At 59.3% G+C, this 26898-nt stretch carries 28 protein-coding genes, 3 tRNA genes and 2 pseudogenes; 8 read left to right on the top strand and 25 right to left on the bottom strand.

Going from position 1 to position 26898, the window contains the following annotated elements:
- Positions 1-37: 37 nt before the first annotated feature.
- From LRP59_RS04650 to prfB, 8 genes and pseudogenes are all read right to left on the bottom strand, one after another.
- The gene (locus LRP59_RS04650) at positions 38-1252 is read right to left on the bottom strand and encodes an acetylornithine transaminase (RefSeq protein WP_148378392.1); all 1215 of its coding nucleotides are present in this window, start codon (positions 1250-1252) and stop codon (positions 38-40) included.
- A complete protein-coding gene (gene argB / locus LRP59_RS04645) occupies positions 1245-2177 on the bottom strand; it encodes an acetylglutamate kinase (RefSeq protein ID WP_002513345.1) in 933 nt (310 codons plus the stop codon). The genes LRP59_RS04650 and argB overlap by 8 nt, the downstream gene beginning before the upstream one ends.
- Positions 2174-3340, bottom strand: a complete 1167-nt coding sequence (gene argJ, locus LRP59_RS04640; protein WP_002513344.1) for a bifunctional glutamate N-acetyltransferase/amino-acid acetyltransferase ArgJ — start codon at positions 3338-3340, stop codon at positions 2174-2176. Before argJ ends, argB begins: the two co-directional genes overlap by 4 nt.
- Positions 3341-3351: 11 nt before the next feature.
- Positions 3352-4406: pseudogene (argC, locus tag LRP59_RS04635) on the bottom strand (N-acetyl-gamma-glutamyl-phosphate reductase).
- 98 nt (positions 4407-4504) lie between these two features.
- Positions 4505-4987 (bottom strand): SsrA-binding protein SmpB, encoded by a 483-nt coding sequence (gene smpB, locus LRP59_RS04630; protein ID WP_002513341.1) that lies wholly within the window; start codon positions 4985-4987, stop codon positions 4505-4507.
- Between the two features lie 45 nt (positions 4988-5032).
- Positions 5033-5935 (bottom strand): permease-like cell division protein FtsX, encoded by a 903-nt coding sequence (gene ftsX / locus LRP59_RS04625; protein WP_002513340.1) that lies wholly within the window; start codon positions 5933-5935, stop codon positions 5033-5035.
- A gap of 33 nt (positions 5936-5968) precedes the next feature.
- Positions 5969-6655, bottom strand: a complete 687-nt coding sequence (ftsE, locus tag LRP59_RS04620; RefSeq protein WP_002513339.1) for a cell division ATP-binding protein FtsE — start codon at positions 6653-6655, stop codon at positions 5969-5971.
- A gap of 11 nt (positions 6656-6666) precedes the next feature.
- A complete protein-coding gene (prfB, locus tag LRP59_RS04615) occupies positions 6667-7773 on the bottom strand; it encodes a peptide chain release factor 2 (RefSeq protein ID WP_002513338.1) in 1107 nt (368 codons plus the stop codon).
- A gap of 100 nt (positions 7774-7873) precedes the next feature.
- Between prfB and LRP59_RS04610 the strand changes: the two genes are divergently transcribed.
- Both LRP59_RS04610 and LRP59_RS04605 read left to right on the top strand, forming a co-directional pair.
- Positions 7874-7947: transfer RNA gene (locus LRP59_RS04610), tRNA-Val, on the top strand.
- 71 nt (positions 7948-8018) lie between these two features.
- Positions 8019-8798 (top strand): DUF805 domain-containing protein, encoded by a 780-nt coding sequence (locus tag LRP59_RS04605; RefSeq protein WP_032499660.1) that lies wholly within the window; start codon positions 8019-8021, stop codon positions 8796-8798.
- 54 nt (positions 8799-8852) lie between these two features.
- Here LRP59_RS04605 and LRP59_RS04600 read toward each other — a convergent pair whose 3' ends face one another.
- Positions 8853-11219, bottom strand: coding sequence for a DNA translocase FtsK (locus LRP59_RS04600; RefSeq protein ID WP_002532976.1), 2367 nt, complete (start codon positions 11217-11219; stop codon positions 8853-8855).
- A gap of 19 nt (positions 11220-11238) precedes the next feature.
- On the opposite strand from LRP59_RS04600, the gene LRP59_RS04595 reads away from it, so the two are divergent.
- Positions 11239-11529 carry a hypothetical protein gene (locus LRP59_RS04595; RefSeq protein WP_002521470.1) on the top strand — a complete coding sequence of 97 codons (291 nt, stop codon included), beginning with the start codon at positions 11239-11241 and terminating at the stop codon, positions 11527-11529.
- Between the two features lie 14 nt (positions 11530-11543).
- Here the strand turns inward: LRP59_RS04595 and LRP59_RS04590 are convergent, their stop codons facing one another.
- Positions 11544-12506 (bottom strand): thiamine-phosphate kinase, encoded by a 963-nt coding sequence (locus LRP59_RS04590; protein WP_002513334.1) that lies wholly within the window; start codon positions 12504-12506, stop codon positions 11544-11546.
- Positions 12507-12548: 42 nt separating this feature from the next.
- Between LRP59_RS04590 and LRP59_RS04585 the strand changes: the two genes are divergently transcribed.
- Positions 12549-13004: a DUF3515 domain-containing protein gene (locus LRP59_RS04585; RefSeq protein WP_002513333.1), complete on the top strand. Its 456-nt coding sequence runs from the start codon at positions 12549-12551 to the stop codon at positions 13002-13004.
- Between the two features lie 12 nt (positions 13005-13016).
- Here LRP59_RS04585 and LRP59_RS04580 read toward each other — a convergent pair whose 3' ends face one another.
- From LRP59_RS04580 to LRP59_RS12085, 6 genes and pseudogenes are all read right to left on the bottom strand, one after another.
- Positions 13017-14114, bottom strand: coding sequence for a D-alanine--D-alanine ligase family protein (locus LRP59_RS04580; RefSeq protein WP_002532977.1), 1098 nt, complete (start codon positions 14112-14114; stop codon positions 13017-13019).
- A gap of 48 nt (positions 14115-14162) precedes the next feature.
- Positions 14163-14885 (bottom strand): 1-acyl-sn-glycerol-3-phosphate acyltransferase, encoded by a 723-nt coding sequence (locus LRP59_RS04575; RefSeq protein ID WP_002521467.1) that lies wholly within the window; start codon positions 14883-14885, stop codon positions 14163-14165.
- Between the two features lie 152 nt (positions 14886-15037).
- Positions 15038-15529, bottom strand: a complete 492-nt coding sequence (locus tag LRP59_RS04570) for an aconitase family protein (RefSeq protein WP_002513330.1) — start codon at positions 15527-15529, stop codon at positions 15038-15040.
- Positions 15496-15862 (bottom strand): annotated as a pseudogene (locus tag LRP59_RS04565) (aconitase family protein). Before LRP59_RS04565 ends, LRP59_RS04570 begins: the two are co-directional and overlap by 34 nt.
- 123 nt (positions 15863-15985) lie before the next feature.
- The gene (locus tag LRP59_RS04560) at positions 15986-16297 is read right to left on the bottom strand and encodes an aconitase family protein (protein WP_002513328.1); all 312 of its coding nucleotides are present in this window, start codon (positions 16295-16297) and stop codon (positions 15986-15988) included.
- Positions 16197-16412, bottom strand: a complete 216-nt coding sequence (locus LRP59_RS12085) for a hypothetical protein (protein WP_306403121.1) — start codon at positions 16410-16412, stop codon at positions 16197-16199. The genes LRP59_RS04560 and LRP59_RS12085 overlap by 101 nt, the downstream gene beginning before the upstream one ends.
- Positions 16413-16517: 105 nt before the next feature.
- Between LRP59_RS12085 and LRP59_RS04555 the strand changes: the two genes are divergently transcribed.
- On the top strand, positions 16518-17237 hold the full coding sequence (locus LRP59_RS04555; protein WP_002513326.1) for an IclR family transcriptional regulator: 720 nt from the start codon (positions 16518-16520) through the stop codon (positions 17235-17237).
- 126 nt (positions 17238-17363) lie between these two features.
- Here LRP59_RS04555 and LRP59_RS04550 read toward each other — a convergent pair.
- From LRP59_RS04550 to LRP59_RS04535, 4 genes are all read right to left on the bottom strand, one after another.
- Positions 17364-17436 (bottom strand) — tRNA-Glu (locus LRP59_RS04550).
- A 136-nt stretch (positions 17437-17572) separates the two neighbouring features.
- A tRNA-Gln gene (locus LRP59_RS04545) sits at positions 17573-17644 on the bottom strand.
- A gap of 93 nt (positions 17645-17737) precedes the next feature.
- Positions 17738-18682 carry a CPBP family intramembrane glutamic endopeptidase gene (locus tag LRP59_RS04540; protein WP_002513325.1) on the bottom strand — a complete coding sequence of 315 codons (945 nt, stop codon included), beginning with the start codon at positions 18680-18682 and terminating at the stop codon, positions 17738-17740.
- A complete protein-coding gene (locus LRP59_RS04535; protein ID WP_002513324.1) occupies positions 18682-19482 on the bottom strand; it encodes a fumarylacetoacetate hydrolase family protein in 801 nt (266 codons plus the stop codon). The genes LRP59_RS04540 and LRP59_RS04535 overlap by 1 nt, the downstream gene beginning before the upstream one ends.
- An 80-nt stretch (positions 19483-19562) precedes the next feature.
- On the opposite strand from LRP59_RS04535, the gene LRP59_RS04530 reads away from it, so the two are divergent.
- Positions 19563-20852 carry a thymidine phosphorylase gene (locus LRP59_RS04530; RefSeq protein ID WP_002513323.1) on the top strand — a complete coding sequence of 430 codons (1290 nt, stop codon included), beginning with the start codon at positions 19563-19565 and terminating at the stop codon, positions 20850-20852.
- Between the two features lie 39 nt (positions 20853-20891).
- Here LRP59_RS04530 and LRP59_RS04525 read toward each other — a convergent pair whose 3' ends face one another.
- The gene (locus LRP59_RS04525) at positions 20892-21983 is read right to left on the bottom strand and encodes a branched-chain amino acid aminotransferase (RefSeq protein WP_002521458.1); all 1092 of its coding nucleotides are present in this window, start codon (positions 21981-21983) and stop codon (positions 20892-20894) included.
- A gap of 87 nt (positions 21984-22070) precedes the next feature.
- On the opposite strand from LRP59_RS04525, the gene LRP59_RS04520 reads away from it, so the two are divergent.
- Positions 22071-23129, top strand: coding sequence for a 3-isopropylmalate dehydrogenase (locus LRP59_RS04520; protein ID WP_002513321.1), 1059 nt, complete (start codon positions 22071-22073; stop codon positions 23127-23129).
- Positions 23130-23195: 66 nt separating this feature from the next.
- Positions 23196-23774 carry a hypothetical protein gene (locus LRP59_RS04515; protein WP_002513320.1) on the top strand — a complete coding sequence of 193 codons (579 nt, stop codon included), beginning with the start codon at positions 23196-23198 and terminating at the stop codon, positions 23772-23774.
- A gap of 66 nt (positions 23775-23840) precedes the next feature.
- Here the strand turns inward: LRP59_RS04515 and ilvC are convergent, their stop codons facing one another.
- From ilvC to hisF, 4 genes are all read right to left on the bottom strand, one after another.
- Positions 23841-24869: a ketol-acid reductoisomerase gene (gene ilvC, locus LRP59_RS04510; RefSeq protein ID WP_002513319.1), complete on the bottom strand. Its 1029-nt coding sequence runs from the start codon at positions 24867-24869 to the stop codon at positions 23841-23843.
- A gap of 52 nt (positions 24870-24921) precedes the next feature.
- Entirely contained in the window at positions 24922-25470 is a 549-nt protein-coding gene (locus LRP59_RS04505; RefSeq protein WP_002521456.1) for a thiamine pyrophosphate-dependent enzyme, read from the bottom strand.
- 182 nt (positions 25471-25652) lie between these two features.
- Positions 25653-26063 (bottom strand): HIT family protein, encoded by a 411-nt coding sequence (locus LRP59_RS04500; protein ID WP_002513317.1) that lies wholly within the window; start codon positions 26061-26063, stop codon positions 25653-25655.
- A 44-nt stretch (positions 26064-26107) separates the two neighbouring features.
- Positions 26108-26869, bottom strand: a complete 762-nt coding sequence (hisF, locus tag LRP59_RS04495) for an imidazole glycerol phosphate synthase subunit HisF (protein ID WP_002513316.1) — start codon at positions 26867-26869, stop codon at positions 26108-26110.
- Between the last annotated feature and the right edge of the window lie 29 nt (positions 26870-26898).

Here is a 26898-nt window from a genome sequence, read left to right as displayed (position 1 = left end):
GTCTTCAAACCCCATCCCCCGGCATCCACGAGGGTCGTCAGGCCTGCACCGCGTCAATGAGACGGGGAAGGGCAGCGATGAAGGACTCAGCCTCCGCCTTCGTGAGGATGTAGGGCGGGGTCAACCTCAGTGTCGATGGGTTAACAGCGTTGACGATGAACCCAGCATCGCGGGCAGCCACGACAAGATCGGCGGCGATGTCCGAATCGAACTGGACGCCAAGGAGAGCACCGGTACCCCGTACCTCTGTAATGCGCGGATGACTTTGGCGCAGCGTGGTCGACATCAAGCTGCCGATCTGACGGACGTGGGTCAGTAGGTCATCGGATTCGATCGTAGAAATGACCGCTAACGCCGCAGCACAAGCTAGAGGGTTGCCGCCGAAAGTAGTCCCGTGTTGCCCGGCTGCGAGGATCCCAGACACGTCCGATCCGAACGTCATCGTCGCCCCGATGGGAAAGCCGCCTCCCAGTGCTTTCGCCATAGTCATGACGTCGGGGGTGATGTGAGCGCCCTGGTGCGCAAACCAGCGACCGGTATGTCCCATGCCACATTGCACCTCGTCGACGACCATGAAGACATCGTGGCAGGCCGTCAGCTCGCGTACCTGCTGTAGGTATTCATCCGACAATGGGACAACCCCAGCCTCACCCTGAATGGGTTCCATAAAGACCCCGGAAACATCGCCCCTGTCTAGCTCACTAGCTAATGCGTCTGGGTCTTTGGGAGCTATGAAGGTGACATCGACAGCCGAGGGACCGAACGGTTGACGGTAAGCGATCTTGTGGGTCAACGAAAGAGCGCCGATGGTACGACCGTGGAAGGCATGATTAAAGGCGATGATACGTCCGTTTTTACGGGCCATACAGATCTTGATGGCCGCCTCATTGGCTTCAGTACCAGAGTTCGAGAGAAACACTGCCGACCCCTTTGGTGCTTTCGCCAGTGCGAGGAGTTTTTCTGCGAGATCCAGCTGGGGCCCCGTGGTAAAAAAGTTCGAGACGTGAGCCAGTGTCTCTGACTGATGGATCACAGCCTCGACCCACGCCGGATGGGCATATCCCAAGGCGTTAACCGCAATTCCAGCTAGCAAGTCCAGGTATTCCTTGCCATCACTGTCGACAACGACGCAACCGTGGCCGTGGTCTAGGCACAGTTGGGGCCTGCCAAAGACGCCGAGAATCGCATTGCGGTAGCGCTCTTGCCAATCGCCGGTCTTCTGTTGCTCCGCCATTGTCATTCCCTCAGACATAGTCGTCGCTGCGTGCCATTGTTCCGACACCCCTGGTAGTGAAAATCTCCAGCAAAAGGGCGTGTTCAATGCGTCCGTCAACAATCGCAGCACTCGAGACCCCGCCGTCAATGGCATCAAGCAGAGCCTGCGCCTTCGGACGCATACCCTCACCTAGACGCGGAATCATGGCACGCAAATCACTCGCGGAGACCTCAGAGATAAGGGTGTGAGGGTCAGGCCAGGTGCCATAAATACCAGCGACGTTTGTCAGCATGACGAGCTTTTCCGCACGCAGTGCCTGAGCAATAGCGGTGGCGGCAGTGTCGGCATTGACGTTGAGAACCTGTCCGGTGGGACGACCAGCCGCGTCAACTTCGGGACTCACCGGTGCAATGACCGGAATCTGACCGCGATCAAGCATAGAGATAACGAGATCGATGTTGACGTCAACGATGTCTCCCACTAAACCCATGTCTATTTGCTCGCCATCAACAATTACCCGCGACTTCCGGGCCGACAAAAGGCCAGAGTCCTCGCCTGACATGCCAGCTGCTAGCGGCGCATAGGCGTTGATTCGGTTAACGAGCTGACGGCCCACCTGCCCGACGAGCACCATCCGGACAACCTCCATGACCTCCGGAGATGTCACCCGCAAACCATTACGGAACTCCACCGGGGTAGCGGATTCAGCAAGCATGGCATTGATCTGAGGGCCACCACCGTGGACGACAATAGGGCGAATCCCCACAGAGGCCATAAACACAATGTCGTCGGCGAAGGCCTGCTGCAGACCGGGATCAACCATCGCGTTGCCGCCATATTTCACGACGACAGTGCGGCCCTGAAACCGCCTGATCCAAGGCAGCGCTTCTACCAGGACCTCAGATTTCCGCTGAGCCGAGAACTGGGAGTCGTTGAGGGGGATGTCAAGAGCAAGGGTCATGATGTATACGCGCTATTCTCTTCGACGTATTGGTGGGTCAGATCATTAGTCCATACCGCAGCTTCGGCATCACCCGCATGCAGCTCAATATCGATGTGAACCTCTCGTGGCCTCATATCGACGAGGTTGCGGTCCTCCCCGATACCCCCGGCCTTACAGATCTGAATGTCATTGATGGACACATCCACCTGGTCGGGATCGAAGGGAGCTATATTCTCAGGAACACATCCGATCGCCGCGAGGATGCGACCCCAGTTGGGGTCATTTCCTGCGATAGCCGTTTTGACGAGGTTGGAACGCGTGACCTCCCGGGCCACCGCCACAGCAGCTTCGGTACTGATAGCACCTGCGACGGTCACTTTGACATCGTGGTGGGATCCCTCAGCATCTGCGACAAGCTGGCGAGCCAAGATGGCGCATAGCTCGGTGAGTGCGTCGGTAAGTTCATCACCCGTCAGGCTGATACCGGAAGCTCCCGAGGCCATAGCGACAACTGTGTCATTGGTCGACATGCAGGCATCGGAGTCAACCCGGCTGAAGGTGATGTCACATGCCTTGGCCAGGGATTCCTGGAACTCCTCGGGGTCGACAATAGCATCAGTAGTAAGAAAAACGAGCATCGTCGCTAGTTGTGGAGCCAGCATTCCGGCGCCCTTAGCGATCCCGCCGAATCGCGCACCGCCTGCATCGACAGTTGCCATTTTCGGGACGGTGTCGGTCGTCATAATCGCTCGAGCCGCTGAGGCGTCAGCGTTGTCTCCCCTGCCTAGGGCGCGGTAGATAGTGCTCGCTCCCACCAGAATGGACGGCATATCGAGCCTGACTCCGATGACTCCAGTTGAGGCGATAACGACCTCGTGCGGCTTGCACTCGAGAAGGGTCGCAACATGCTCAGCCTCGCACTGACAGTCGGCAAAGCCATCGATCCCGGTGCAGGCGTTAGCGACAGCCGCGTTGGCAATGACAGCACGAGCCTTGTGGTCGGCAGTGACATGACGCGACCACTGGACCGGCGCAGCGCACACACGGTTTGTTGTGAATACCCCGGCAACGACGTCGGCGGGTCCATCGTTGACGATGAGGGCAAGGTCCAGGCCTGGGGTGGTTCGCAACCCGGCCTGAATACCCCCGGCGCGGAATCCGAGTGAATAGGTGACTGACATGAATCCTCCTGTCACGGATTGAGTCCAATGAGAGGCAACCCCGTAGTCTCGGGGAGACCAAGCACCACGTTGAGACATTGAATGACGACACCAGCCGTCCCTTTAACAAGGTTGTCCAGAGCGACAACGATGGTGGCAAGGCCGTTATCAGGATCGCCCACAGCATTGATGTGCGTCATGGCGGACCCGACGACGTCATGGGTATCGGGGTAGGCGTCAGTGACGTGAATGAGTAGCTCATCACCATAGACCTCGCGCAACCGCGCGAGTAAATCATCAGAGGAAGCCTGTGATGGTGCGGTGCACACGGCGAGAATTCCCCGGGTCATCGGCACCAGCACGGCACTAACGCTCAGGTGCGGTTTCTCAACTCCCGCCATGCGAAGTGACTGCAGAATTTCAGGAATGTGACGATGAGCGTTACCAACCGAATAGGGATGGGCCCCCCACTCATTCGGGAGAATGTGAGGTCTGGACGACTGGATTTTCCAGCACCGGATGTCCCAACTATAAGGGTGGCTGCCGACTGAGAAGTGTCAACAAGGCCGACGAGGGGCGCCAGTCCCAGGGCAACCGCGGAGGCATTGCACCCTGGCGCGGCGATGCGGGTTGCACCTGACAGCATGTCACGTTGCGAGCCGCCCTCAGCTCGTGGCAGCTCGGGAAGCCCATACGTCCAGGTACCAGCGTGGTCACGGCCGTACCAACGCTGCCAGTCTGACGCTGATGACAACCGAAAGTCCGCTCCAGCATCGACGATGACAAGGCCGGGATTCATCTTGACAAGCTCCTGGACAATCTGTCCGGAAGCCCCATGAGGCAAAGCCAGCACGACGGCATCGTGGGAGGCGAGACGCTCAACGTCGATCTCGGAAAGGGTTCGCTCCTTAGCCACACCGACAAGGTGGGGCATGACGTGCGCCAATGGAAGTCCAGCCTGGCTGTGCGCGGCAAGATCCCCCATCGTCAACGCGGGATGCCCTGATAACAGGCGCACGACTTCGGCTCCCGCATACCCGGAAGTTCCGGCGACAGCGACAGTGAATCCTTTTGCGCTCATGTGCATATTTATACACTTGATCGCCCACGAGACCAACCCCGACTCACAATGTGATCAAGAACGGCCACCCCGCACCTATACGTGCGACGGCGGCCATCAAAGATTCAGCGTTTACGGTTGCGCACCCGATTTGCCAGAGCTCGCTGAGCTTCACGCTTGGCATCGCGTTCGCGGATCGCCTGGCGCTTATCCCAGTCCCGCTTACCAGTGCCAACGGCAATCTCGACCTTGGCGTAGCCGTCCTTGAAGTAGAGCTGCAATGGAACGATCGTTTTGCCCGGACCGTCCACCTCGCGGGACAGCTTGGCGATCTCACGCTTATTGAGCAAGAGTTTGCGCTTGCGCATCACGTCGTGATTTCGCCATGTTCCGAAGGCATATTCGGGGATATGGAGGTTATACATCCACACCTCACCGCGCTCGTCAACCTGAGCGAAAGCATCAGTCAACGTGGCCTTGCCAGCCCGCAGGGACTTCACCTCGGTTCCCTGCAGAACGAGACCGGCCTCCCATGTGTCACCGATGGTGTAGTCATGGGCGGCGCGTCGGTTACGCGCAACGACCTTGACCCCCTGCTCCCTGGGCATGACAAACCTCCTTCGACGCAGGATCTTTCATCCTATACGAAGAAATTACACTCTAAGGTACTTCTTTGTTGCAACGTAGGCTGGTGCCACAGATAGCACGACTGCTACGACAACCATCCACGCGATGGACTTCCACACCTGAGGCCATCCAACCCATGCCAACGTCGTAATAGAATGCGCCATTTTACGCATGACGACCAAATCAGCGCCCAAAGCCAGGGTCACACAGGCAAGCAGCGCACCAAGAAGCCCTGCGATGAGAGATTCAAGGAGGAAGGGCATGAGGATATAGGTGTTGGACGCACCTACAAGTTTCATAATTCCCAATTCTCGACGCCTGGAGAAAGCCGCCATCCGAATCGTGTTACCAATCTGCAAGGCTGCCGCAACGAGCAAAAGCACAGACATCCCAAAGGTGACCCATCTCAGAGCATTCATCCACAGGAATATCGGGTCCAATACGTTATGCAAGTCGACAACCGACTGCACTCCCGGCAGACTTTGAGCCTCCGTCACCACCCCCTGGTACTGCTGAGGGTCAACCAGCTTGACACGATACGAATCCTGGATGGTGTCCTCTGTCAAGACGTCACGCACCGGAGAATCAGCATAGATACGCTGATACTCTTCGAACGCCTCATGCTTGGATTCGTAGTAGACGCGGGAAACTTGCGGGTTTGACTCCAATGCCTCACGGATAGCGTCCTTTTGGGCCTGGGTGGCAGCTTTCTCGCCTGAGCATTGGGCCCCAGGAACACCATCGACGCACAGAAAGACCGATACCTCGACCTTGTCGTACCACTTGCCCTTGAGCAGATCGACCTGCTGGGTGGCCAACAGAGCCGCCCCGAATAGGGACAAGGACACCCACATGGTGACGACGACGGCCAGGGTCATCGCTGCGTTGCGGCGTAGTCCAGACCACGTCTCTTGCAAGGTGTGACGCATGTACTTCCTCGTTCTGTACTCGTGTCGGGGATCTCAAGAATTACGGTAGACGCCCTCGTTCTCGTCCCGGACAACATGTCCGAACTCGAGTTCGATCACTCGCCGCCTCATCTGGTCGACAATCGTCGAATCATGGGTAGCCATGACGACCGTCGTGCCAGTGCGATTAATGCGATCAAGCACTTTCATGATGCCCACTGCAGTATCCGGATCAAGGTTTCCAGTGGGCTCGTCTGCAATGAGGATCTTGGGGCGGTTAACAAAAGCCCTAGCCAGAGCGACGCGCTGTTGCTCGCCACCGGAAAGTTCGTCGGGCATCCGCTTTTGTTTACCATCAAGGCCAACCAATTCAAGGGTCTCGGGGACGACGCTGCGAATCTCCTTCGTCGGCTTGCCGATAACCTGCATCGCGAAGGCGACGTTCTCATAGACCGTCTTCCTGGGAAGCAGTCGGAAGTCCTGGAAGACCGTGCCTATCTGGCGGCGCAACGCGGGCACCTTCCACGACCTCAACTGGTTAAGGTTCTTCCCGGCGACATACAGGGTGCCGCGGGTGGGTCGGTACTCACGCAAGATGAGTCGGATGAAGGTCGACTTCCCTGATCCGGACTGACCCACGAGGAAAACGAACTCCCCCTTGTCGATGTCGACATTGACGTCAGATAGAGCCGCTTGGCTCTGCCCGGTATATGTCTTTGTGACACTATCGAAGGTGATCACGTCTGTCCCCGTCAGTCGGTTTCGTTCTTGCGACGCCAACGAATACCAGCGTCGATAAAGTCGTCGATATCTCCGTCGAAGACGGCATCAGTGTTACCGACCTCATGATTAGTACGCAAATCCTTGACCATTTGGTAGGGATGCAGCACGTAGGAGCGCATCTGGGCTCCCCATGAGTTGCCCTCAGACTTCAATGAATTCATTTCGGCTTCCTGTTCCTCACGGGCTTTCTCAAGCAGCTTGGCCTGAAGAACTCGCAAGGCGGCGGCCTTGTTCTGAATTTGGGAACGCTCATTCTGACAGCTCACTACGATGCCGGTCGGAAGGTGTGTCAGACGAACGGCAGAGTCGGTGGTATTCACACCCTGGCCACCAGGGCCCGAGGCATGGAAGACGTCAACGCGCAGATCGGACTCTGGGATGTCGACGTGGTCGGTCTCCTCAACGACGGGCAACACCTCGACACCGGCAAAGGATGTCTGACGGCGTCCCTGGTTGTCGAAGGGGCTAATGCGCACCAGACGGTGGGTGCCCTGCTCGACCGAAAGAGTGCCGTAGGCGAAGGGGGCATGAACGACGAACGTCGCCGACTTAATGCCTGCCTCTTCAGCGTACGAAGTGTCGAGGATTTCAACCTTGTAACCGTGACGCTCGGACCAACGCAGGTACATGCGTAGCAGCATCTCCGCAAAATCGGCAGCGTCAACACCGCCAGCCTCTGAACGAATAGTGACGACGGCCTCGCGCTCGTCGTATTGCCCCGACAGCAAGGTCCTCACCTCGAGAGCGTCAATCTCCTCGCGAAGCTTAACCGTCTCGGTCGTCGCCTCAGCTAGGGATTCCTTGTCGTCATCAGCAGCCGCGAATTCCAACAGTACGTGGACATCCTCGATCCGCGCGCGCAACCGCTCCAGACGTTCAATCTCAGCCTGCAGGGCCGACAGTCGAGAAGTCACCCGCTGCGCATTCTCTTGGTCGTCCCAGAGATTGGGAACGGCCACCTGCTTCTCGAGGTCCGCTATCTCCGCTTTCTTAGCCTCGGGATCGAGAACATTCTCAATCGAGGACAGGGATGCGTCGAGGTCCTCAACGGTCTGCTGAAGGTCTACCAATGCCACGTTGAGTAACTCTACAGGGACGTGGCGACAACTCCGGTGCGATGATTCTCCACCCGGGAAGTGTGCTTCACGTGATACATCGGTAGAGTAGGTGCACCTGGGGCGTATAGCTCAGTTGGTCAGAGCGCCTGCCTTACACGCTGGAGGTCGCCGGTTCGAGCCCGGCTGCGCCCACTTCCACAATGAATAGCCGTGCCAAGTGCACGGCATTCCAACCCCACGGTGTCCATGCTCCTGCATTAGCTATGGGCATTAAGCGTTTTTACGCTACCGTGCGTCCCGCCAGTATCGACCACACGAAAAGAGGTGTCCATATGACGGAGCCGAACGATCCACACCGACCCGATGAGGCCGGTGTCTCAAGGTGGCCAAGCGAGGCCGGACGTGATCCCTACGGACAGCCCAGCAATCCCTACGAGGTGCCCGCCCCCTACTCGAGCTACCTTCCAGTAGCTGAGAATCATCGCCGCCCCTACGTCGACTTCGGCTTGGCCATCAAGTTGTTCTTCAAGAACTATGCGGTTTTTCGAGGCCGCGCCTCCCGCTCAGAGTACTGGTGGACCGTTCTGTTCAACTTCATCATCGCCGTCGCGATGCAGGCGCTCATGCCCATCCTCCAAGGCGTCGGTCTCATGTCGGCCATTACCTCGAACTCCACGACCGAATTCTCCGCCATGTCGACATCCGGCGTCATCTTCACGATGCTGCCCCTTGCTTGGCTACTCGCTATTATCATTCCTCGCCTGGCCCTCACGGTGCGCCGTCTCCACGACGTCAACCACTCGGGATGGTGGGTCATGGCACCGACTCTCTGCGGCATCGCGTCCGCGACCATGATGATTCTCGCATTTGTATCCGCCGCCGCAAATGACGGGAAACCATCTATGGCCCTACTGACGATCGGCATTGTTCTTTTCGTCGCCATCTTTGTCGTCAATATCATCCTTCTTATCTTCGTCATCTCGGATTCTCATCCCGAAGCATGGAAGAAGTACGACAAGGAACCTCTGCCCGTCACCGAGTGATCCAGGGTTCATGTGGGTAGGGTCCGCGCCAAGTGCTCGGACCCTCCCCATCGCTCAACCCTCCGCCTGCAAATTGGCCAACACGTCGTCAAGGTCATCAGGCTTGACCAGAACGTCCCTCGCCTTAGACCCCTCAGACGGCCCGACGACATTACGGGTCTCGAGGATGTCCATAAGTCGGCCCGCCTTAGCAAAGCCCACACGCAACTTACGCTGCAACATTGACGTCGATCCTAGTTGCAGCTCGACCACGAGCTTCGCCGCTTCCAGCACAAGCTCCATGTCGTCACCGATATCCTCAGCCACCTTCATCGCGGCCGTCGGGGCGGCGACATCGTCGCGATAATGAGCCTCCATCTGGGACTTGACATGGGAGACAACCTGATGGATCTCGGAATCAGACACCCACGCTCCCTGCACACGCACTGGCTTCGAAGCACCCATCGGCAGGAAGAGCCCATCGCCCTGGCCAACGAGCTTCTCGGCACCCGGCTGGTCCAAAATAACTCGCGAATCGGTCATTGAGGAGGTCGCGAAGGCCAACCGAGACGGAATATTGGCCTTGATAAGACCGGTGCACACATCGGTCGATGGACGCTGAGTAGCCAACACCAAGTGGATACCGGCAGCGCGTGCCAACTGGGTAATACGGACGATGGAATCCTCAACGTCACGAGGGGCAACCAGCATGAGATCGGACAGCTCGTCAACGACGACCAACAGGTACGGGTAGGGAGCCAAGACCCGTTCCGATCCCGGAGGCAAGGTGACCTCGCCAGCCTGTACAGCTTTATTGAAGTCCTTGACGTGACGGAATCCGAACGCAGCCAGGTCGTCATAGCGCTGGTCCATCTCACGCACGACCCATTGCAGAGCTTCGGCGGCCTTCTTGGCGCTAGTAATAATGGGCGTCACTAAATGTGGAATCCCCTCATACTGGGTCAGCTCCACCCGCTTGGGGTCAACGAGCATCATCCGCACCTCGTCAGGAGTAGCTCGCATCATGACCGAGGTAATGAGGGAGTTAACGAAACTCGATTTACCGGAACCAGTGGCACCAGCGACCAGCAGATGGGGCATCTTGGCCACGTTAGCGATAACAAATCCGCCCTCGACATCCTTACCCAGGCCGACGACCAGCGGATTGTGATCATTGCGGGCCTTCGAAGAGCGCAGCACGTCGCCCAAGGAGACGACCTCCTTGTCCCGGTTTGGAATCTCAATACCGATAGCGGATTTTCCAGGAATCGGCGACAGGATACGCACGTCGGGGGAAGCAACAGCGTAAGCGATATTCTTACTCAAGGCGGTGACCTTCTCCACCTTGACGGCCGCACCAAGCTCGACCTCGTATCGCGTGACCGTCGGGCCACGGGAATAGCCAGTCACCTGGGCATCGATACCAAATTCGTCGAAAACCGTTGACAGCTTGGAAACGACAGCGTCGGAGGCATCAGTACGCGCCTGCGGCACTGAACCTGGACGCAACAGTTCCGAGGCCGGCAGGGTGTAGGCAATGTCCCCGGACAGTTGCAACTGTTCCACTCGGGCCGGCATCGGCTCATGAGCCGGCGGCTCGAGATCGGTATGTTCGTGAACGGTAAAGCCCTGCGGCAACCCGGCAGTTGTGCGCGCCTTATTCGGCTCATCGTCCGTCGGCACGTCACGCGACAGGGATTCCTCAGCTGAGGCCGACGGCGTCTCGTCCACAATTTCAGCATCAAAGATCGCATCAAGGCTCTCGTTAGTGTGCTCGGAACTGCTCTTGCGCTTTCGAGGACGCTCCTTAACAGGATCCATCTGCTGGGTAGCGACGTCATCATCACGGTGATCGATGAAGGTATCCCCCACCAGCGGGGTGTCATAGGCGCGACGCGACTCGATTTCACGAGGCTTAACCACGGCACGATGCGAAGCGTTACGAATGTGGGTTACACCGTCAATTAACGGCCGTCCCACGACCAGCAACACCCCTAGAGCCGTCATGACGAGGAGCATCGGCAAAGCGACCCATTTCGTTAACAGATCCGCGAACAAACTTGAGGAGATGTAACCGAGCATCCCGCCGGCGGCGCGCACTGCCTCAGGATGATCCGGGCGCGGCAGGCCATGGGCAATATTGATAACCCCAAGTAAGCCAAGAAAGAAACAAGCCCAGCCCAGCACCTGGCGTCCACCGGTCCCAAGTGTCACTGGGTGACGCAGGGTATGCCACATCGCGGCTAGGCCGAAGAGCGGAAGAGCATAGGACAGCGCCCCGAAGATCGTCGAGACTCCCATTCGCAACCCATTGCCAAACCCGCCCGGCAGGTCGAACCAAAAGCCAGCTGCGACAAGGGCAGACAGCAGCAACAGCACGAGGCCAGTACCGTCATGAGTGATATCAGGTTCGGAAGGACGTCCACCGATCCCACGAATCATACTTCCCAATCCCCTCGCAATGCCGGACCACGTTGCTAACAGCACCTGGGCCACCGGGTTGGGGGAAGTGGACGCGCTGGAGGGCGTCGACCTGCTCCGCGAGCTGGCCGACGTTTTCTTGTTGCTTCCGTTCGAGCGCGCGCCCGAGCCACGCGACGATTTTTTCGCCGCCGTCTTTCGGGGCCGCGCTGGGGAAGACGCACGGGTCGCCATGTCATTGACGTTATCAACCATGGCCACCACCCGCCCAGAGGTGAAGCGGGGAGTCACGGGATTGGTAGTCGTGGTGCGAAACTCGACGGCACTGTAAACGCCGTCGCCACCTCAGGAATGGAAGTGGGTCCAACCTCGTTCCTGTTGCCAGACTTGGCCATCAACGAGAACCGTGGGATCTGGTGCCTCGTCGGGAGGTAGGACCCGTCCGACGACGGTCCACCCATCCGGAACAGTGCCGGGAGCGAAAGTCGCTGCCAACGCATGATCCTCCCCGCCGGCAAGCACCCACGTCAGCGGGTCCACACCGGTGGCCATACCGACGGTTCGGACTGACTCGGTGATATCCAGCTTCGCAGTGTCGATATCCATGGCGAATCCGGATGCCTCCGCGATATGGCCCAAATCAGCCAGCAGACCATCCGACACGTCAATCATGGCGTGTACTCCAGCCTTAGCCGCCACCCGTCCTTGACCGTAGGGAACCTCGGGACAACGCTGGGCAGCCACAACGGCACGTGGAGAACGGAAACCGCGTCCGAGAAGGGCCAGTCCGGCAGCTGCCAAACCGAGTTGGCCAATCACCGCAACTTCATCGCCGGGTACAGCACCGTCACGACGCACAGGTGCCATGCCAGCGGTCTGTCCGATAACTGTTACGGCGATGCTGACAACCGGGCCACCCGTGGTGTCCCCACCGACGACGCTGACTCCTGCCTTCTGGGACTCGGCGGCCATCCCGGTCATGAATTCGCGGGCCCAGGACGCCGGAAGATCACCGGGAGCGGAAAACCCGACGACGAGGGCTACTGGTACGGCGCCCATTGCCTCGATGTCGGAAACGTTGACGGCAACGGCTTTTCGGCCCACGTCGGTCGCCGTAGACCATCGACGCCGGAAGTGAACCTCCTCGACGAGGACGTCGGTCGAGACAACTGCGGAACCGTCTACCTGGAACACCGCGCCATCGTCTCCCGGGCCGAGGGTGACAGCCTGGCCCATCGTCAAGTCGCCGACCATCGAGGAGATGAGGGGAAACTCCCCTACCTGGGAAATGGTCGTCGTGGTGGCCATGGGATCTCCTTATCAACCGGTCATCGGCGCTAGCGTGGATATGTGCACATCTATCATGCATCCCCGGTCGCAACCCTGCTAGTGGTCTTCCTCCTGACCACTGCCTGCTCCGGCCAGGATGAGCCGATCGCCCATCCTTCTCCCAGCGGCCCTGCTGCGGCGGGGTGTCGAGCAGTCATGGCAGATTTACCGCAAACGGTTGCCGGGGCGACGCTCAACGACCACAACACGACCGTGGCAACCTGGGGTGATCCGCATATCGTGCTGCGCTGCGGGGTCGACAAGCCTGCCGGCCTCCAACCAACGTCACCCTGTGACGTCGTCAACGATGTCGGATGGTTTTCTGAGCAGATTAACGACGGCTGGCGATTCACCACTATTGGGAGAGCAGGCAACATCGAAGTGACGGTTCCGACTAGTTACGCCCCGCAGGCGGATGCCCTGGTCGATCTTTCAGCAACCATTAAGAAAATGCCCCAAGTACGTGCTTGCCAGTGAGATACACCCCGATCAGCGCAGGCCGAGGGGCCTTTCCAGAGCTAACTCAATGAGCTCACTGACAATCTGGGCGTACGTCATGCCACTGGCCTGCCACATGAGTGGGAATCCTGAGCTGCGGGTAAATCCGGGCATGGTATTGGGCTCATTCACGTAAACGGCGCCGTCAGGGGTGACGAACGTGTCGATACGGGCAAGCCCTTCACAGCCAAGCACCTGGAACGCTTTGATCGCGACTTCTTGCACCCGTCTGCGGGTCACATCGTCCAGATTTGCATGAGCCTGAACGGATGCTTTCTGCTCTCCACTGAGGTATTTAGCTTCGAAGTCATAGAAGCCGTCAGGGTCATGAACGACAATCTCACCGGGCACGGAGGCCCGAGGGGCAGCACCATGACGGCCATCAATGACAGAGCACTCGATCTCGCGACCACGAATCCCCTGCTCAATGAGGACTTTGCTGTCGTGCTCGCGGGCCATCTCAATCGCAGTTTCCAGGTGTTCTGGGCTTGTCACGCGAGAAATGCCGATCGAAGATCCACCGCGGGCCGGCTTCACGAATAGCGGGTATTCCAGGCGAGATGCAGCTTTGAGAACAGCATTTCTGTCCTCACGCCACTCATGATCACGCACAACAACGTAGGGTCCGACCAATACTCCAGCTTCCGAGAGGATCATCTTGGTGAGGTGCTTGTCCATGCAGTTAGCGCTGGCTGCCACCCCGCACCCGACATATCGCACTCCGGCCATCTCCAGCAGGCCCTGAATGGTGCCGTCTTCACCGAATGGTCCGTGCAATACCGGAAATACCACCTGGACTGCATCGACATTACCCTCGGTATCGACGATGCAGGTGCCCTCGGGCATCTGTTTGACCGACACCAGAGGACGATCTCCCATTTCGACAGTAGGAAGTTGTCCGGTACCGGGAAGAGCGAGGATTTCGTCAGCCCCATATCGCACCCAGATCCCCTGGGGGCTAATACCGACACCGGAGACATCGAATCGTTCGGCGTCAATCGCAGCTACCACGTTCGCCGCCGAAAGGCAGGAGATCGAATGCTCCGAACTCATCCCCCCGAAGATGACAGCGACGTGGATGCGATTCATGTGAGGTCCTTTCCGTATGACGGCACTCCAGCCTACCGAGCCAGTACCTCAGTGAGGGTCGACGACTGGCCGCGCGGGAGCAATGGACTTGGGAATACGTGCCCCTTTGCGCATGTCGTAGCGATCCGGCGGTGGGAACTCCCCCCGAACCCGAGCAACTTGGGCGTCAATGGCGTCCATGATCCGATTCGTGGCCTCCCTGACAGACGCAAGGTCGTGACGACCTCGCAGGTCTGACAGCTCAACATCGGTGCCGCAGTACAGCTTCATGGTCTTACGCGGCCACAGTTTCGGGAAGGTCATCTCCTTGTAGCCCATGACCTCTTGGGGTCCCCATTGTCCAACTGGAATGACGGGGACACCCGTCTCCAGCGCCAGACGTGCCGCTCCTGTGCGTCCTGTCATGGGCCAGTGAAGCGGATCAGCGGTGATCGTACCCTCGGGGTACATCACGACCGTCATGCCCTTATCGAGGGCCGCCTTAGCGTCGTGGAGGACCTTGGCCGGGTTGGGGCCTTTCCGGTCGACCGGGATTTGTCCACTAGCCGAGGCCACCCAACCGACAATCGGCACTGAAAACAGCTCTTTCTTCGCCAGCCAGTGCGGCCACCGTCCGTTGGCGACAAGGAAAGCCCCCAGCACGACTGGGTCGTAATTCGAGATGTGATTGCTGACGATGAGCGCCGGCCCGGGGCCGGGAAGGTTCTCGCCACCGTGATGATCAAACCGCGTCAGGATACGAGCCAGCGGATACAGCGTCCCTACCCCCATTCGGAAAATCAATCCGGGGGTGTCGGCTGGGTTAGTCACGGCGGGCAAAGCCACGGTGTCCCTCCTGAATGAGCTAGATCACCATACCCTACCGACTCGTCAATTTTGCGAGCGACCATCGACCGGGTTGGCTGATCGATAGGCGCGCCAGGTCAAGACGTAGTTGGCATGAAAGATGGCCGATGTGCCTCATATGCGGCGATATTGTCTGCGTGTTCTAGGGTCTCACCGACGGCGTCAAGACAGGCCAGCAGACGCTGACGCGTGACGTCATCAATATGGAACGGGTAGGTCGTGCGACCCGGAAGGTTGATCGTCCGATTCTCGAGGGAGACGGTGAGCTGCTCACCAGGATGCTGCTCGGCAAAGTCCCACAACTCTTCGACGACCTCGGGGTCAACCTGAGCCAGTAACAAGCCATTGTTCGCAGAGTTATTGCGAAAGATGTCAGCAAACCGGGAACCGATCTCGTCGAGGCCTTCCTCCATAGCCTGCAGACGGACACGAGCAGATCCAGGGGCGACGAGCATCCGGGTGCCCGCTGCGATATGTCGTCCTTTGAGAACCTCAGCAGCCAGCCGTAAGTCCTCACGGCCATTCGTGCACGATCCTAGGAACACGGTGTCAATGGCGATGACGCGCACTTAGTGCCTGGGGTCAAATCCACGTACTCCAGGGCTCGTAACGCTGCGCTGCGAGCTACCTCGTCCTCAAAGTCTTCGACGGCCGGCGCCACACCGCCTGGGGGGACTCCCTGCCCCGGATTGGTACCCCAGGTAACAAAAGGGGCGAGATTCGAGGCGTCCACATGGATCTCAGCGTCAAAGGTCGCATCGTCGTCAGTACGCGACAGCCTTGTCCCACTGTGCACCACGCGGAGCGTGCGGACGATCCTTGAGGTAGGTGAAGGTGGTCTCATCAGAAGCAACCATGCCGGCGCGAGCTCCCCACTCAATCGACATATTGCAGATCGTCATGCGACCCTCCATCGACATCTTCTCGATGGCCTCGCCGCGATACTCGACCATATGACTCCCCATCGGTGCCGGTCTCGGAGATGAGGGCCAGGATGAGGTCCTTAGGTGTGACCTCCTCAGGCACTATCCACCGTGACGGCCATCGTTGTGGGACGAACCTGCGGGAGGGTCTGGGTGGCCAACACAGACGACAGTCATCCCCGGCTGGGTGAGACCCAGTTGGGGACCGATGATGTGCACGACCCCCTGATCGGCGTCCCCTAAAGAATGCAGCGGCACACCGAACTCGGGTGCATTGGCTCGCAACGCCTCGACCTGAGCGCGCGAAACCGGGTCAACACTTGGCTCGATACTGTCGACGGTAGGGATGCTGTGGTCCTCGGTGGCAATGGTCAGATCCGGGCGACAAACCGAGTGCCCAGCTAATAAGCCCATCGAAAGCCTGCGGACTTGTCACCTCGTGGACGAGGTGAAGGTCGATGCAGAGAAGATCGCGCTCCCCGTCGTGCCCATGCCTGACGACGTGAGCGTCCCAGAGTTTCTCGCTCAACGTCCTCCCCACCGCACCTTCCCATTCGCTGTTTGCAGTGTGACCCCCTCTTGACAACTCCCATTTTGGTTCGACGGTCAAGATTTGGAACGCTAGTATCGGAATATGGACGAATCAAGTGGTGTTGGTGTATTGGACAAGGCCGCCCTTGTGTTGGCAGCCCTCGAGACCGGACCAGCCTCCTTGGCAGGGCTGGTTCAAATGACCGGATTGGCTCGCCCAACGGCCCATCGCTTGGCGCGCGCTCTGGAACACCACCGTTTCGTCGGACGCGATCTACAGGGGCGTTTCATTCTTGGCCCGCGGCTATCAGAACTTGCCGCAGCCGCCGGCGAAGATCGTCTCTTGGCTGCTTCTGGGCCGATCCTGGCCAGGCTGCGTGACATCACAGGCGAGTCCGCTCAACTGTACCGACGCCAGGCCGGCAGCCGTGTCTGTGCCGCAACTGCTGAGCGTCCCACCGGTCTTCACGACACCATTCCGGTCGGGTCGGTGTTGTCGATGGATGCCGGTTCAGCCGCTCAGATCCTGCTGGCATGGGAAGACGTTGACAAGATCCGCCGTGGCTTGAGCCACTCTGCCTTCTCCGAAGTCACCTTGGCGGCCGTGCGCAAGCGCGGCTGGTCTCAATCTGTCGGTGAGCGTGAGGCCGGTGTGGCATCGGTCTCGGCCCCAGTGCGCTCTCCCTCAGGGAAGGTCATTGCGGCTATATCGGTGTCAGGACCGATCGAGCGTCTCACCCGTCAGCCGGGACGTATTCACGCTCCTGCCGTCGTCGCGGCGGGAGAGCGCTTATCGGAGGTGCTGCGCCGGTCCGCGCAATGAGGATCACAGTGCTGCCCAAAGTGACCAGAGGTGTGAGAGGGTAATTCCTCGCGTCTTGGGGGATGGCATCTCGTCAAAATGCTGCCATGGCCCGGATCCTGCTAGATCCGGGCCATCTACTATGGGTAGCCCCGAGCGGATTCGAACCGCCGTTTCAGCCTTGAGAGGGCCGCGTGCTAGGCCGCTGCACTACGGGGCCATGAGGTTATCAATGACCGTCGAGCTCGGTCTTGAGAACCTTCTTCGATTGTCCCCCGACTCGTTTCCAAACCGGGCTGGGAAACTTTAGCAATCCATCCGCTATCTGTGCAACTTCACGGATTTGGTTTCCCGCGCTGGGGTACCAGGACTCGAACCTGGACTAACTGAACCAGAATCAGTCGGGCTGCCAATTACCCCATACCCCAATGTCATTCCACCGTGATGAACCTCGGTGGCGCAACGACGAGAAACTTTAATGGCCCATCCACCAACTTTGCAAATCAGGACGAAACTCCTTGTCACGCGGGTGTCCGTCGGGCCACTCTCATGAGACTTCCGATCCACCATCCGGCAAGAGCGATCGCCAAGAAACCACCAATGTCCCACGCGGCGTCCACCCAACTCATCGCGGTCATACCGCGGGCCTGCGACACCCCTCTCAGGAAGACTGCATAACCGAAGGCGAAAAGGTTGTTGACGACGTGAGCCGCCACGCCAGCCTCGAGGCCTCCTGTAACGATGACGAGCCAACCGGCGAGCAAACCAAAGGCGAATCGATCCGCGAAAAGCCACGCGTTTTGCGTGCCATGCATAAGGGCAAAAACCAGTGCGGAGACGACTACTGACGTCCAGCGCCCGGCTTTTTCCGGCAGGTTCACCGACAGTCCAGAGATGACGTTCATGAGGTAGCCGCGAAAGAACATCTCCTCGGCGATCGCTTGGAACGGCGAAGTTATGATGATTGCCAACAACCACGCCCACCAGTGCCGGGGAACGATGTAATGGGCGTTGGCCCCTCCTCGTACCAGTAACTGCGTGAGGTTGAGCACCACGACAGCGACAAGGCCCACCAACAACCCGAATCTCCAGCGAATTCCTGGTTGTACCGAAGCCACCCATCGCGGCACACGATGGTTAAGGTAGCGGGCGAGCACAAGCACCACGACGATCAGGCTGGCTAGAGCCACATGTGTGGCTATGAGCCCCCCGACGGTGTGATACCCGGCTGCTCGCGTGTAATAGGCGCTGAATCCTTCCCCGTCGGTACGCTCGAGGAGCCAACCGACGCCAAGGAAGGCGTATAGCAGCCCCGGAACGACGACGGCATACCCCAACAGCAACCCGATGAGCCCCAGCAGTCCGGGACCCGGGCCAGCACTCGAATCAACGAGAACCCGGGTGTAGTCGACCCGTGGCTCGGGGTCAGTCACCGTCGCACGGCGGGACAGGGCACGAGCCGCCATCAGGCCTCCACGACAGTGTTCGTTAGCGTCCCGATCCCCTCAATTTCAACCTCGACGCGCTGTCCGAGTTCCATCGGCCCGACCTCAGCGGGGGTACCCGTGAGGATGACATCGCCCGGCAACAAGGTCATGAACGAGGAGATATAGGAGATGAGCTTGGGGATGGAGTGGACCATCTGGTCGGTATTACCGTGCTGAACTTCCCTACCGTCCAGTCGAGTCACGATCTGGCAGTGAGACGCTTCCGCAATGGAGAAGTGGGTAACCATCCATGGCCCCAGCGGGCAGAAGGTGTCAGCACCCTTGGCGCGAACCCAGTGACCGTCAGAATCTTGCAGATCGCGGGCAGTGACGTCATTGGCAACGGTGAACCCAAAGATGACTTCCTGAGCTCTGTCCTCTGGCACGTCCTTACAGATCCGTCCGATAACGATGGCCAGCTCCCCCTCGTAGTGCAGGTTGGAGGACGCAGTCGGTCGCACAATGGGTTCGTCAGGGCCGATAACCGAGGTATTCGGCTTAACAAATAGAAGCGGTTGGTGGGGAACCTCATTGCCCAGCTCGCTGGCGTGATCGGCGTAGTTGCGACCAACCCCAATGATCTTCGATCGCGGAATCACCGGAGACAGCAGTCGCGCATCGGCAAGGTCGTGACGGGCACCAGTGTATTGAACCGGTGCCGCCACTGGGTCCCCCGTGATAACGGCGATGGTCTCGGGATGATCTCCATGATCGGCAGCAAGCTCTACGATCCCGAAGGCAGGGTCGGAACCAGCGGTGACAAACCGGGCAATACGCATGGGTTAAGACTAACGACATAACGCGACATAACCGGGGCATCCACGCACTGGAGAAGGGTAAGCCCTGTCATACTTGCGCCATGACCAGCACCTATTCCGTCGTCGACCTTATCCGCGCTAAGCGCGAAGGCCAGGCTCTCAACTCCGACCAAATCGCATGGCTTATCCGCGCCTACACCGACGACATCGTCGCCGACGAGCAGATGTCTGCCATGGCGATGGCGGTGTACTTCCAGGGGCTCGACGACGCTGAGCTGTCAGCCTGGACGACGGCCATGATCGAGTCGGGCGAGCGGATGTCCTTCGTTGGGCTATCCCGCCCCACCGTCGACAAGCACTCCACTGGCGGCGTGGGCGACAAAATTACCTTGCCGCTGGCTCCCCTGGTGGCCGCATGCGGTGCTGCCGTCCCACAGCTGTCTGGGCGTGGCCTGGGCCACACCGGAGGCACCCTCGACAAGATGGAGGCCATTCCCGGATGGCGGGCGGATCTCTCTCATGACGAGATGGTCGCCCAGCTCGAGAAAGTCGGCGCTGTCATCTGCGCAGCGGGCCCGGGACTAGCCCCTGCTGACAAGAAGCTCTACGCCCTGCGCGACGTTACCGGCACCGTCGAGTCCATCCCGCTGATCGCTTCGTCCATCATGAGCAAGAAGATCGCCGAGGGCACCGACAGCCTCGTCCTCGATGTCAAAACCGGCTCAGGTGCCTTCATGAAGACAGATAAGGACGCCCGCGAGCTCGCCAGCCGTCTCGTCGAGTTAGGTGAAGCCGCCGGGGTGCGTACCACCGCCCTACTGACCCACATGGACGTCCCACTGGGTTACGCTTGCGGTAACGGCATCGAGGTTGCCGAATCCCTCGAGGTGTTAGCCGGCGGAGGTCCTGCCGACGTCGTCGAGCTCACCGTCGCCTTGGCCCGTCACATGATGAAGGTGGCTGGATTGGACGGCATCGACCCGGCCGATGTACTCGCCAGTGGCCAGGCAATGGATGTCTGGCGCAACATGGTTCGTGCTCAGGGCGGCGACCCTGACGCTCCACTACCGGTGGCCCACCATTCCCAGGACATCGTCGCCACCGAGACTGGCGTCATCACCGGGATTGATGCCATGTCCGTTGGCCTAGCTGCCTGGCGTTTGGGTGCCGGACGCGCCCGCAAAGAGGATCCGGTGCAGGCTGCGGCTGGCGTCATGTTGAGAGTTCGTCCCGGCGACCGCGTTGTCACGGGCCAGCCATTGGCCACCCTGCTCACCGACACCCCCGACTCCATTGCGCGGGCCGAGGATGCCATGACCAACGCGTTCACCGTCGGGCAAACCTTCCAGCCGCAAGACATTGTCATCGACACCGTCGTAGCCCGATCGTGAACACATCATTGGGGCCAGTCCCAATGGTCGTCGACGCCGTCAGCAGACTCGCCTCAACCAGCCATGGGTGTCTTCAGCGCGTCCGAACTGGATATCCAGCAGACGGCGACGGATCTCCATCGTGGTCTTTCCGGTGGGCTCAGAGACCTTCACGTCGGTATCTCCGTCCAGGAAAGAGCCGATCGGTGTGACAACCGCGGCGGTACCACAGGCGAAGACTTCCGGGAACTCGCCAGAGCGAACGCCATCAAGGAGCTCGTCAACATCGATCTTGCGCTCCACTGGTTCAAGACCGAGGTCGGGGGCAACTTCCAGAATGGACTTGCGGGTCACGCCACGCAGGATGGTGCCAGCTAGCTCGGGGGTGACGAGCTGACCGTCTTTGCTGATGGCCATGAAGTTCATACCACCCAGCTCCTCGATCCAGCGATGTTCAACTGCATCGACAAAGAGCACCTCGTTGCAGCCGCGGGTCTTGGCATCGATCTGGGAACGCAGCGAAGCTGCGTAATTGCCACCGCACTTCGCCTCACCGGTGCCGCCGGGGGCCGTTCGAGCCTGACGACGCTCGACGAGGAGCCGCAGCGGCTTCACCCCGCTGACAAAGTAAGCGCCAACGGGAGAACCAATAACGGAAAACAGCACGGTACTTGCCGCGGCAAGACCGAGAAAATCCTGGTAGGCGATCATGAACGGCCGCAGGTAGAGGGACTTCTCTCCACCCTCACCGGGCTCAGGGACCCAACGGGAGTCGACCTCAACCAAGCGCATACAAGCAGTAACGAAGTCTTCGACTGGCAGCGTAGGCAGGGCGAGACGCTCGGCCGACCGGACAAAACGCTCACCGTTCTGATCAGGGCGGAAGAGCCAGATAGAGCCGTCAGCGTGGCGGTAAGCCTTCAGGCCCTCGAAAATCTCCTGGGCGTAATGCAGCACAGCGCTGCCAGGGTTGATATCAAGTCCGTGGTAGTTGACCACGGCGTCGTCTCCCCAGCCTTCACCGGCCTGCCAGGTAGCAACAGCCATATGGTCGGCAAGGACCGCACCAAATCGTGGATTGGCATGTTCCAGCGCGATCCGCTCGTCGGAGGACCACGTCAAATCGTCAGCAGAAGCAAAGCGCAAACTCATGGCCACACATTACACCCACGCCGAGCAATTCGTTCCATTTTTTGAATCGATGGATCATATTGTGGACGTGCTGAGTATGGTTCACCTATGACCAACGACGTAACGCAACTCGCCGTCATCGGCGGCGACGGAATTGGCCCCGAAGTCACCGAGCAGGCACTCCACGTGCTGGAGCAGACCGTCGGATCTGATGCTTTTGCCACCCACGAATACCACCTTGGCGCCGCACATTGGAAGGCCACAGGAGAGGTTCTTGACGACTCCACTCTGGCCGAGATTGCCCAGGAAGACGCCATCGTGCTCGGCGCGGTCGGCGCTACCCCTGACTCGACAGAGGTGCCGTCAGGTTTATTGGAGCGCGGTCTGCTACTCAAACTTCGTTTCGCCCTCGATCAGGGTGTTAATTTGCGTCCGTCCACGTGGCACCCCGGCACATCAACCCCGTTGTCGTCGGACATTACCGACGCTGGGCCCATTGACTTCGTCGTATGTCGTGAGGGCACCGAAGGCCTCTACTGTGGCAATGGCGGATCGGTGCGTACCGGCACACCGCACGAGATTGCTACCGAAGTAAGCGTCAATACCGCCTTCGGAGTGGAAAGGGTCGTCCGTGACGCCTTCGCCCGTGCAGCTGCTCGACGCGGCCATCTCACCCTGGTCCACAAGCACAACGTGCTCGTCAATGCCGGAACCTTGTGGCGTCGGATCGTCGACGAAGTTGCTCAAGAGTTCCCGAGTGTCACCACTGACTACTTGCACGTCGACGCTGTCACGATCGCTCTGGTACGAGACCCCCAGCGATTCGACGTCATCGTCACCGACAACCTCTTTGGTGATATCATCACCGATCTTGCCGCAGCGGTGACCGGTGGCATCGGGCTTGCCCCTAGCGCCAATATCAATACTTCCGGCGAATTCCCGTCGATGTTTGAGCCGGTGCACGGCTCAGCGCCTGACATTGCTGGCACTGGTAAGGCTGACCCGACGGCAGCGATCCTGTCGATAGCATTGCTGCTAGATCATCTTGACCGCCCTGAGGATGCAGCCCGCGTCCGCGAGGCTGTCTCGGCGGACATTGCCACTAGGGCTTCCGGCCCCGCTCGAACGACCAGCGAGATCGGGCGAGACATTGCCCAACGCATCTGACCCAACCAACTACCAGCTGACCGCCCTCACAAAAAGTTCGAAGATACCGACTGGCAGAATGGCCCCGTGTTACCCATTCCCGAGATCCCTGAACCGGTGACGAAAGCTCTCCATAACGCACTGGAGATGGGCTATTTCACCACCACCCGCAATGAGACCGGCCGATTCATGGCTACCCTGGCGGCCGGGGTACATGGCGCCATTGGGGAGTGCGAAACGGGGTCTGGGGCAGGAGCTGCCTGGCTACGACTGGGGGCACGAAAACGCACCAGAGTTGTCAGCTACGAACCAGATCCCACGGTCTGCGCTCGAGCTCGCGAGGTCTTGGATGACCTCGATATCGAGGTCATCGAGGGCACCTGGGATGACCTGCTCGATCACGGCCCCTTCGGCCTGCTCTCGGTACCGATCCGAGTAGCGAGAGCGCGCGATGTTGACGAGATTCTTAAGGCGGTCTCGGTCGGAGGCCTCGTCGTCATCGACGATATGCCCCCCAGTCATGGTTTTCCTCCCCACGACATCAATGGCACCGTCGATACCACCAGGCTGGCCTGGCTGACCCACCCGAAGGTGCACGCCACCGAGATCCAGCTTGCCTCCGACATGGCGGCCATCGTTGCCTGTCGGCTATCTGCCCGAGGCTGACGAGGCAGAGGACACAGATTTGAGGGCCCGCGCTACCTACGGGCCCTCAGCGTCAGGTCAGCAGGCTCAACGAGCCGCGCTGCCTTCGGTGTAGTCATCATCAGCAGCTGCCAGCCAGGAGTACATCTTGCGAAGCTCTTTACCAGTAGCCTCGATCGGATGCTTTGCCTCATCCTCGCGAATTTTCTTGAACTGTGGAGCACCAGCATCCTGATCGGCGATGAAACGCTTAGCGAAGGCGCCAGTTTGGATGTCGTCTAGGACCGCCTTCATATTCTTTTTGACGTGGTCGTCGATCACACGCGGGCCAGACACGTAGTCGCCATACTCAGCAGCATCGGAAATTGACCAACGCAGCTTGGAGATACCGCCTTCGATGATGAGGTCAACGATCATCTTCATCTCGTGACAAACCTCAAAACAGGCCATCTCCGGCTGGTAACCGGCGGTAACGAGAGTCTCAAAACCGGCCTGGATGAGGTGGGACAGGCCACCGCACAGCACCGCTTGCTCACCGAAAAGATCGGTCTCGGTCTCCTCACGGAAGCTCGTTTCAATGCCGCCGGCGCGCAAACCGCCGAGGGCCTTGGCATAAGACCTCGTGAGGTCCCAGGCGATGCCAGAGGCATCCTGCTCGACGCACACCAGCACCGGGACTCCGCGACCATCAGAGTACTCCCGACGCACGATGTGACCGGGACCCTTCGGGGCAACCATACAGACGTCGACGCCCTGGGGAGCTTTGATGTAGCCGAAGTGGACGTTGAAGCCGTGAGCGAAGAAGAGAGCGTCACCGTCCTTGAGGTGCGGGGCAATGTGCTCAGCATAGAGCTGGCGCTGGTCTTGGTCGGGAACGAGCACCATAATTAGGTCGGCCTCTTCGCAGGCATCCTCAATGGACAGCACCCGCAGTCCCTGAGCCTCAGCCTTGACGATAGACGAGGAGCCCTCGCGCAGACCGACACGCACATCGACACCGGAGTCGCGCAGGTTGAGAGCGTGAGCATGACCTTGTGAACCGTAACCGATGACGGCAACCTGACGGTTTTGAATGATGGACAGATCGGCGTCATCGTCGTAGTAGATCTTTGCCATAGCGTATTTCTCTCCTTGTTGAGGTCTGGGTTGTCTTGGGATCTAGGGGACGTCACCCGGGGCGTTTCGCCCCGAGAACAGCCACACCACGGTTGAGGGCCACTTGTCCGGATTGAACAAGTTCGACAATTCCGAAATGTTCCAGCACCTGCAGTAACACATCCAGCTTCTCACGTCTCCCGGTGGCCTCGATCGTCAGCGATTCCAGTGAGGCGTCAACGGCCTTGGCACGAAGTAGAGCAACGGTGTCAATGATGGCGATCTTGACAGGAGCACTATTCTTGGCAGGAGCACTATTAAGGGCAACAGTAGCGAGTTCCCGTTGGTCCAGTTGGAAACAGCCGTCGCCGTCGATACCCCAGACGATAGCCTCCGGACGACCAGTTTTGGCGCCCAAGGCCGCCGAAATGCAGTAGCCCATAGCGCCGGCACCGCCAGAGGTCAGCCAAGACCCGGGCTTGTCATGCGGCAGGAAATGGGAAGCCCGCACCTGGTGTTGTCCCACACCTGTGACGAGCACGGTGTCTTGGGGCGCCAAAGCACCAATGCGCTGGATGACCTGCTGCGGGGGAGATTTCTTCCTCAGGCATTTCTTCACCATGTGAGTGCATAGGTTTTTCATCCGCTGTAACTGACGCACCCAGGCAGAGATATCGGGCAGGTCGTGCTGTCTGGGAGGATCAGGACGCTAGCCAATAACAAGAAGCTGGTCGTTCATGCCACTGACTCCTTGTGTGCACGGTTAACCGTCAACAGTTTCGGACAAACGTCTCACATTATGAGCTATTTGCGATTTGATTCCCCAGTCACCATGGCCGCAACCTCCTCAATAGAGCGACGAGGCATGGCCGACCGAATGGCGTTGATGCCCGGCTCACGGTCGTACCGGGGAATGATATGCACGTGCAGATGATGGACACTCTGGCCGGCAACCTCACCGGCGTTTGAGACGACATTGACTCCAGAAGCCCCCAGAGAGTCTACGAGGCGACGAGCCACCTTGGTGACCATCGGGCTGATACGTCCGAGCTCACCATCATCGTCGAGAACGCTTGTAACGTGATTACGCGGGATGACGAGGGTGTGGCCATCCTGGAAAGGCTCGATGTCGAGGAATGCGACCGAGGCGTCGTCCGAGTCAATGATCGTCGCTGGGATGTCTCCCGCAGCGATTGAGCAGAAAAGGCAGTCCATAAGTTATGACTACCACATCGGCTAGGCCTACAGTACGTGTTCGCTCAGCGGACCTCAAAGCCGGCATGACGCAGGCCATCCTTGACCTGCGCGATCGTCAGGGTGTGATAGTGAAAAACTGACGCGGCGAGCACCGCGTCAACTCCGGCGCGCGCCGCCTCGACGAAATCGGCAACCTTTCCAGCTCCACCTGAAGCGATGAGGGGGACGTCGACAGCTGCTCTCACTGCCTCGATCATCTCAATATCGAAGCCATCAGCCGTACCATCGGCGTCCATCGAATTGAGCAGAATCTCACCTGCCCCACGCTCCACGGCTTGGCAAGCCCACTCAACGGCGTCCAACCCTGCCGAACGGGCGCCACCATGGGTCGTCACCCCAAAACCGGATGGCCGATCTGGTTCGCGACGGGCATCGACAGACAACACGATGACCTGATTGCCAAACCGGTCAGCGACCTCGTCGATCATCTCGGGATGAGCAATCGCTGCGGTGTTGACACCAACTTTGTCAGCTCCCGCCCTCAGCAGGACATCGACGTCGTCGACCCCGCGCACCCCACCACCTACAGTGAGGGGCACGAAAACTGTCTCAGCGCACCGTGTCACCATCTCGCGAGTGGTGGCGCGCCCCTCTGTTGAGGCGGAAATGTCGAGGAAAGTCACCTCGTCGGCACCGAGCCGCCCGTATTCCGCCGCTAGCTCCACGGGATCACCGGCATCGCGCAGGCCGACAAAGTTAACCCCTTTAACGACCCGCCCATCCTTAACGTCCAGACATGGAATGACACGTATAGCCACAGCCATGACCTCAGGCTACCGGGCCGCACCCCCCC

Source organism: Cutibacterium sp. 37298 (assembly GCF_023838685.1).
Classification (GTDB): domain Bacteria; phylum Actinomycetota; class Actinomycetes; order Propionibacteriales; family Propionibacteriaceae; genus Cutibacterium; species Cutibacterium acnes.
Note: the sequence above shows the minus strand (reverse complement) of the source record. Positions and strands in the feature narration are given on the sequence as shown.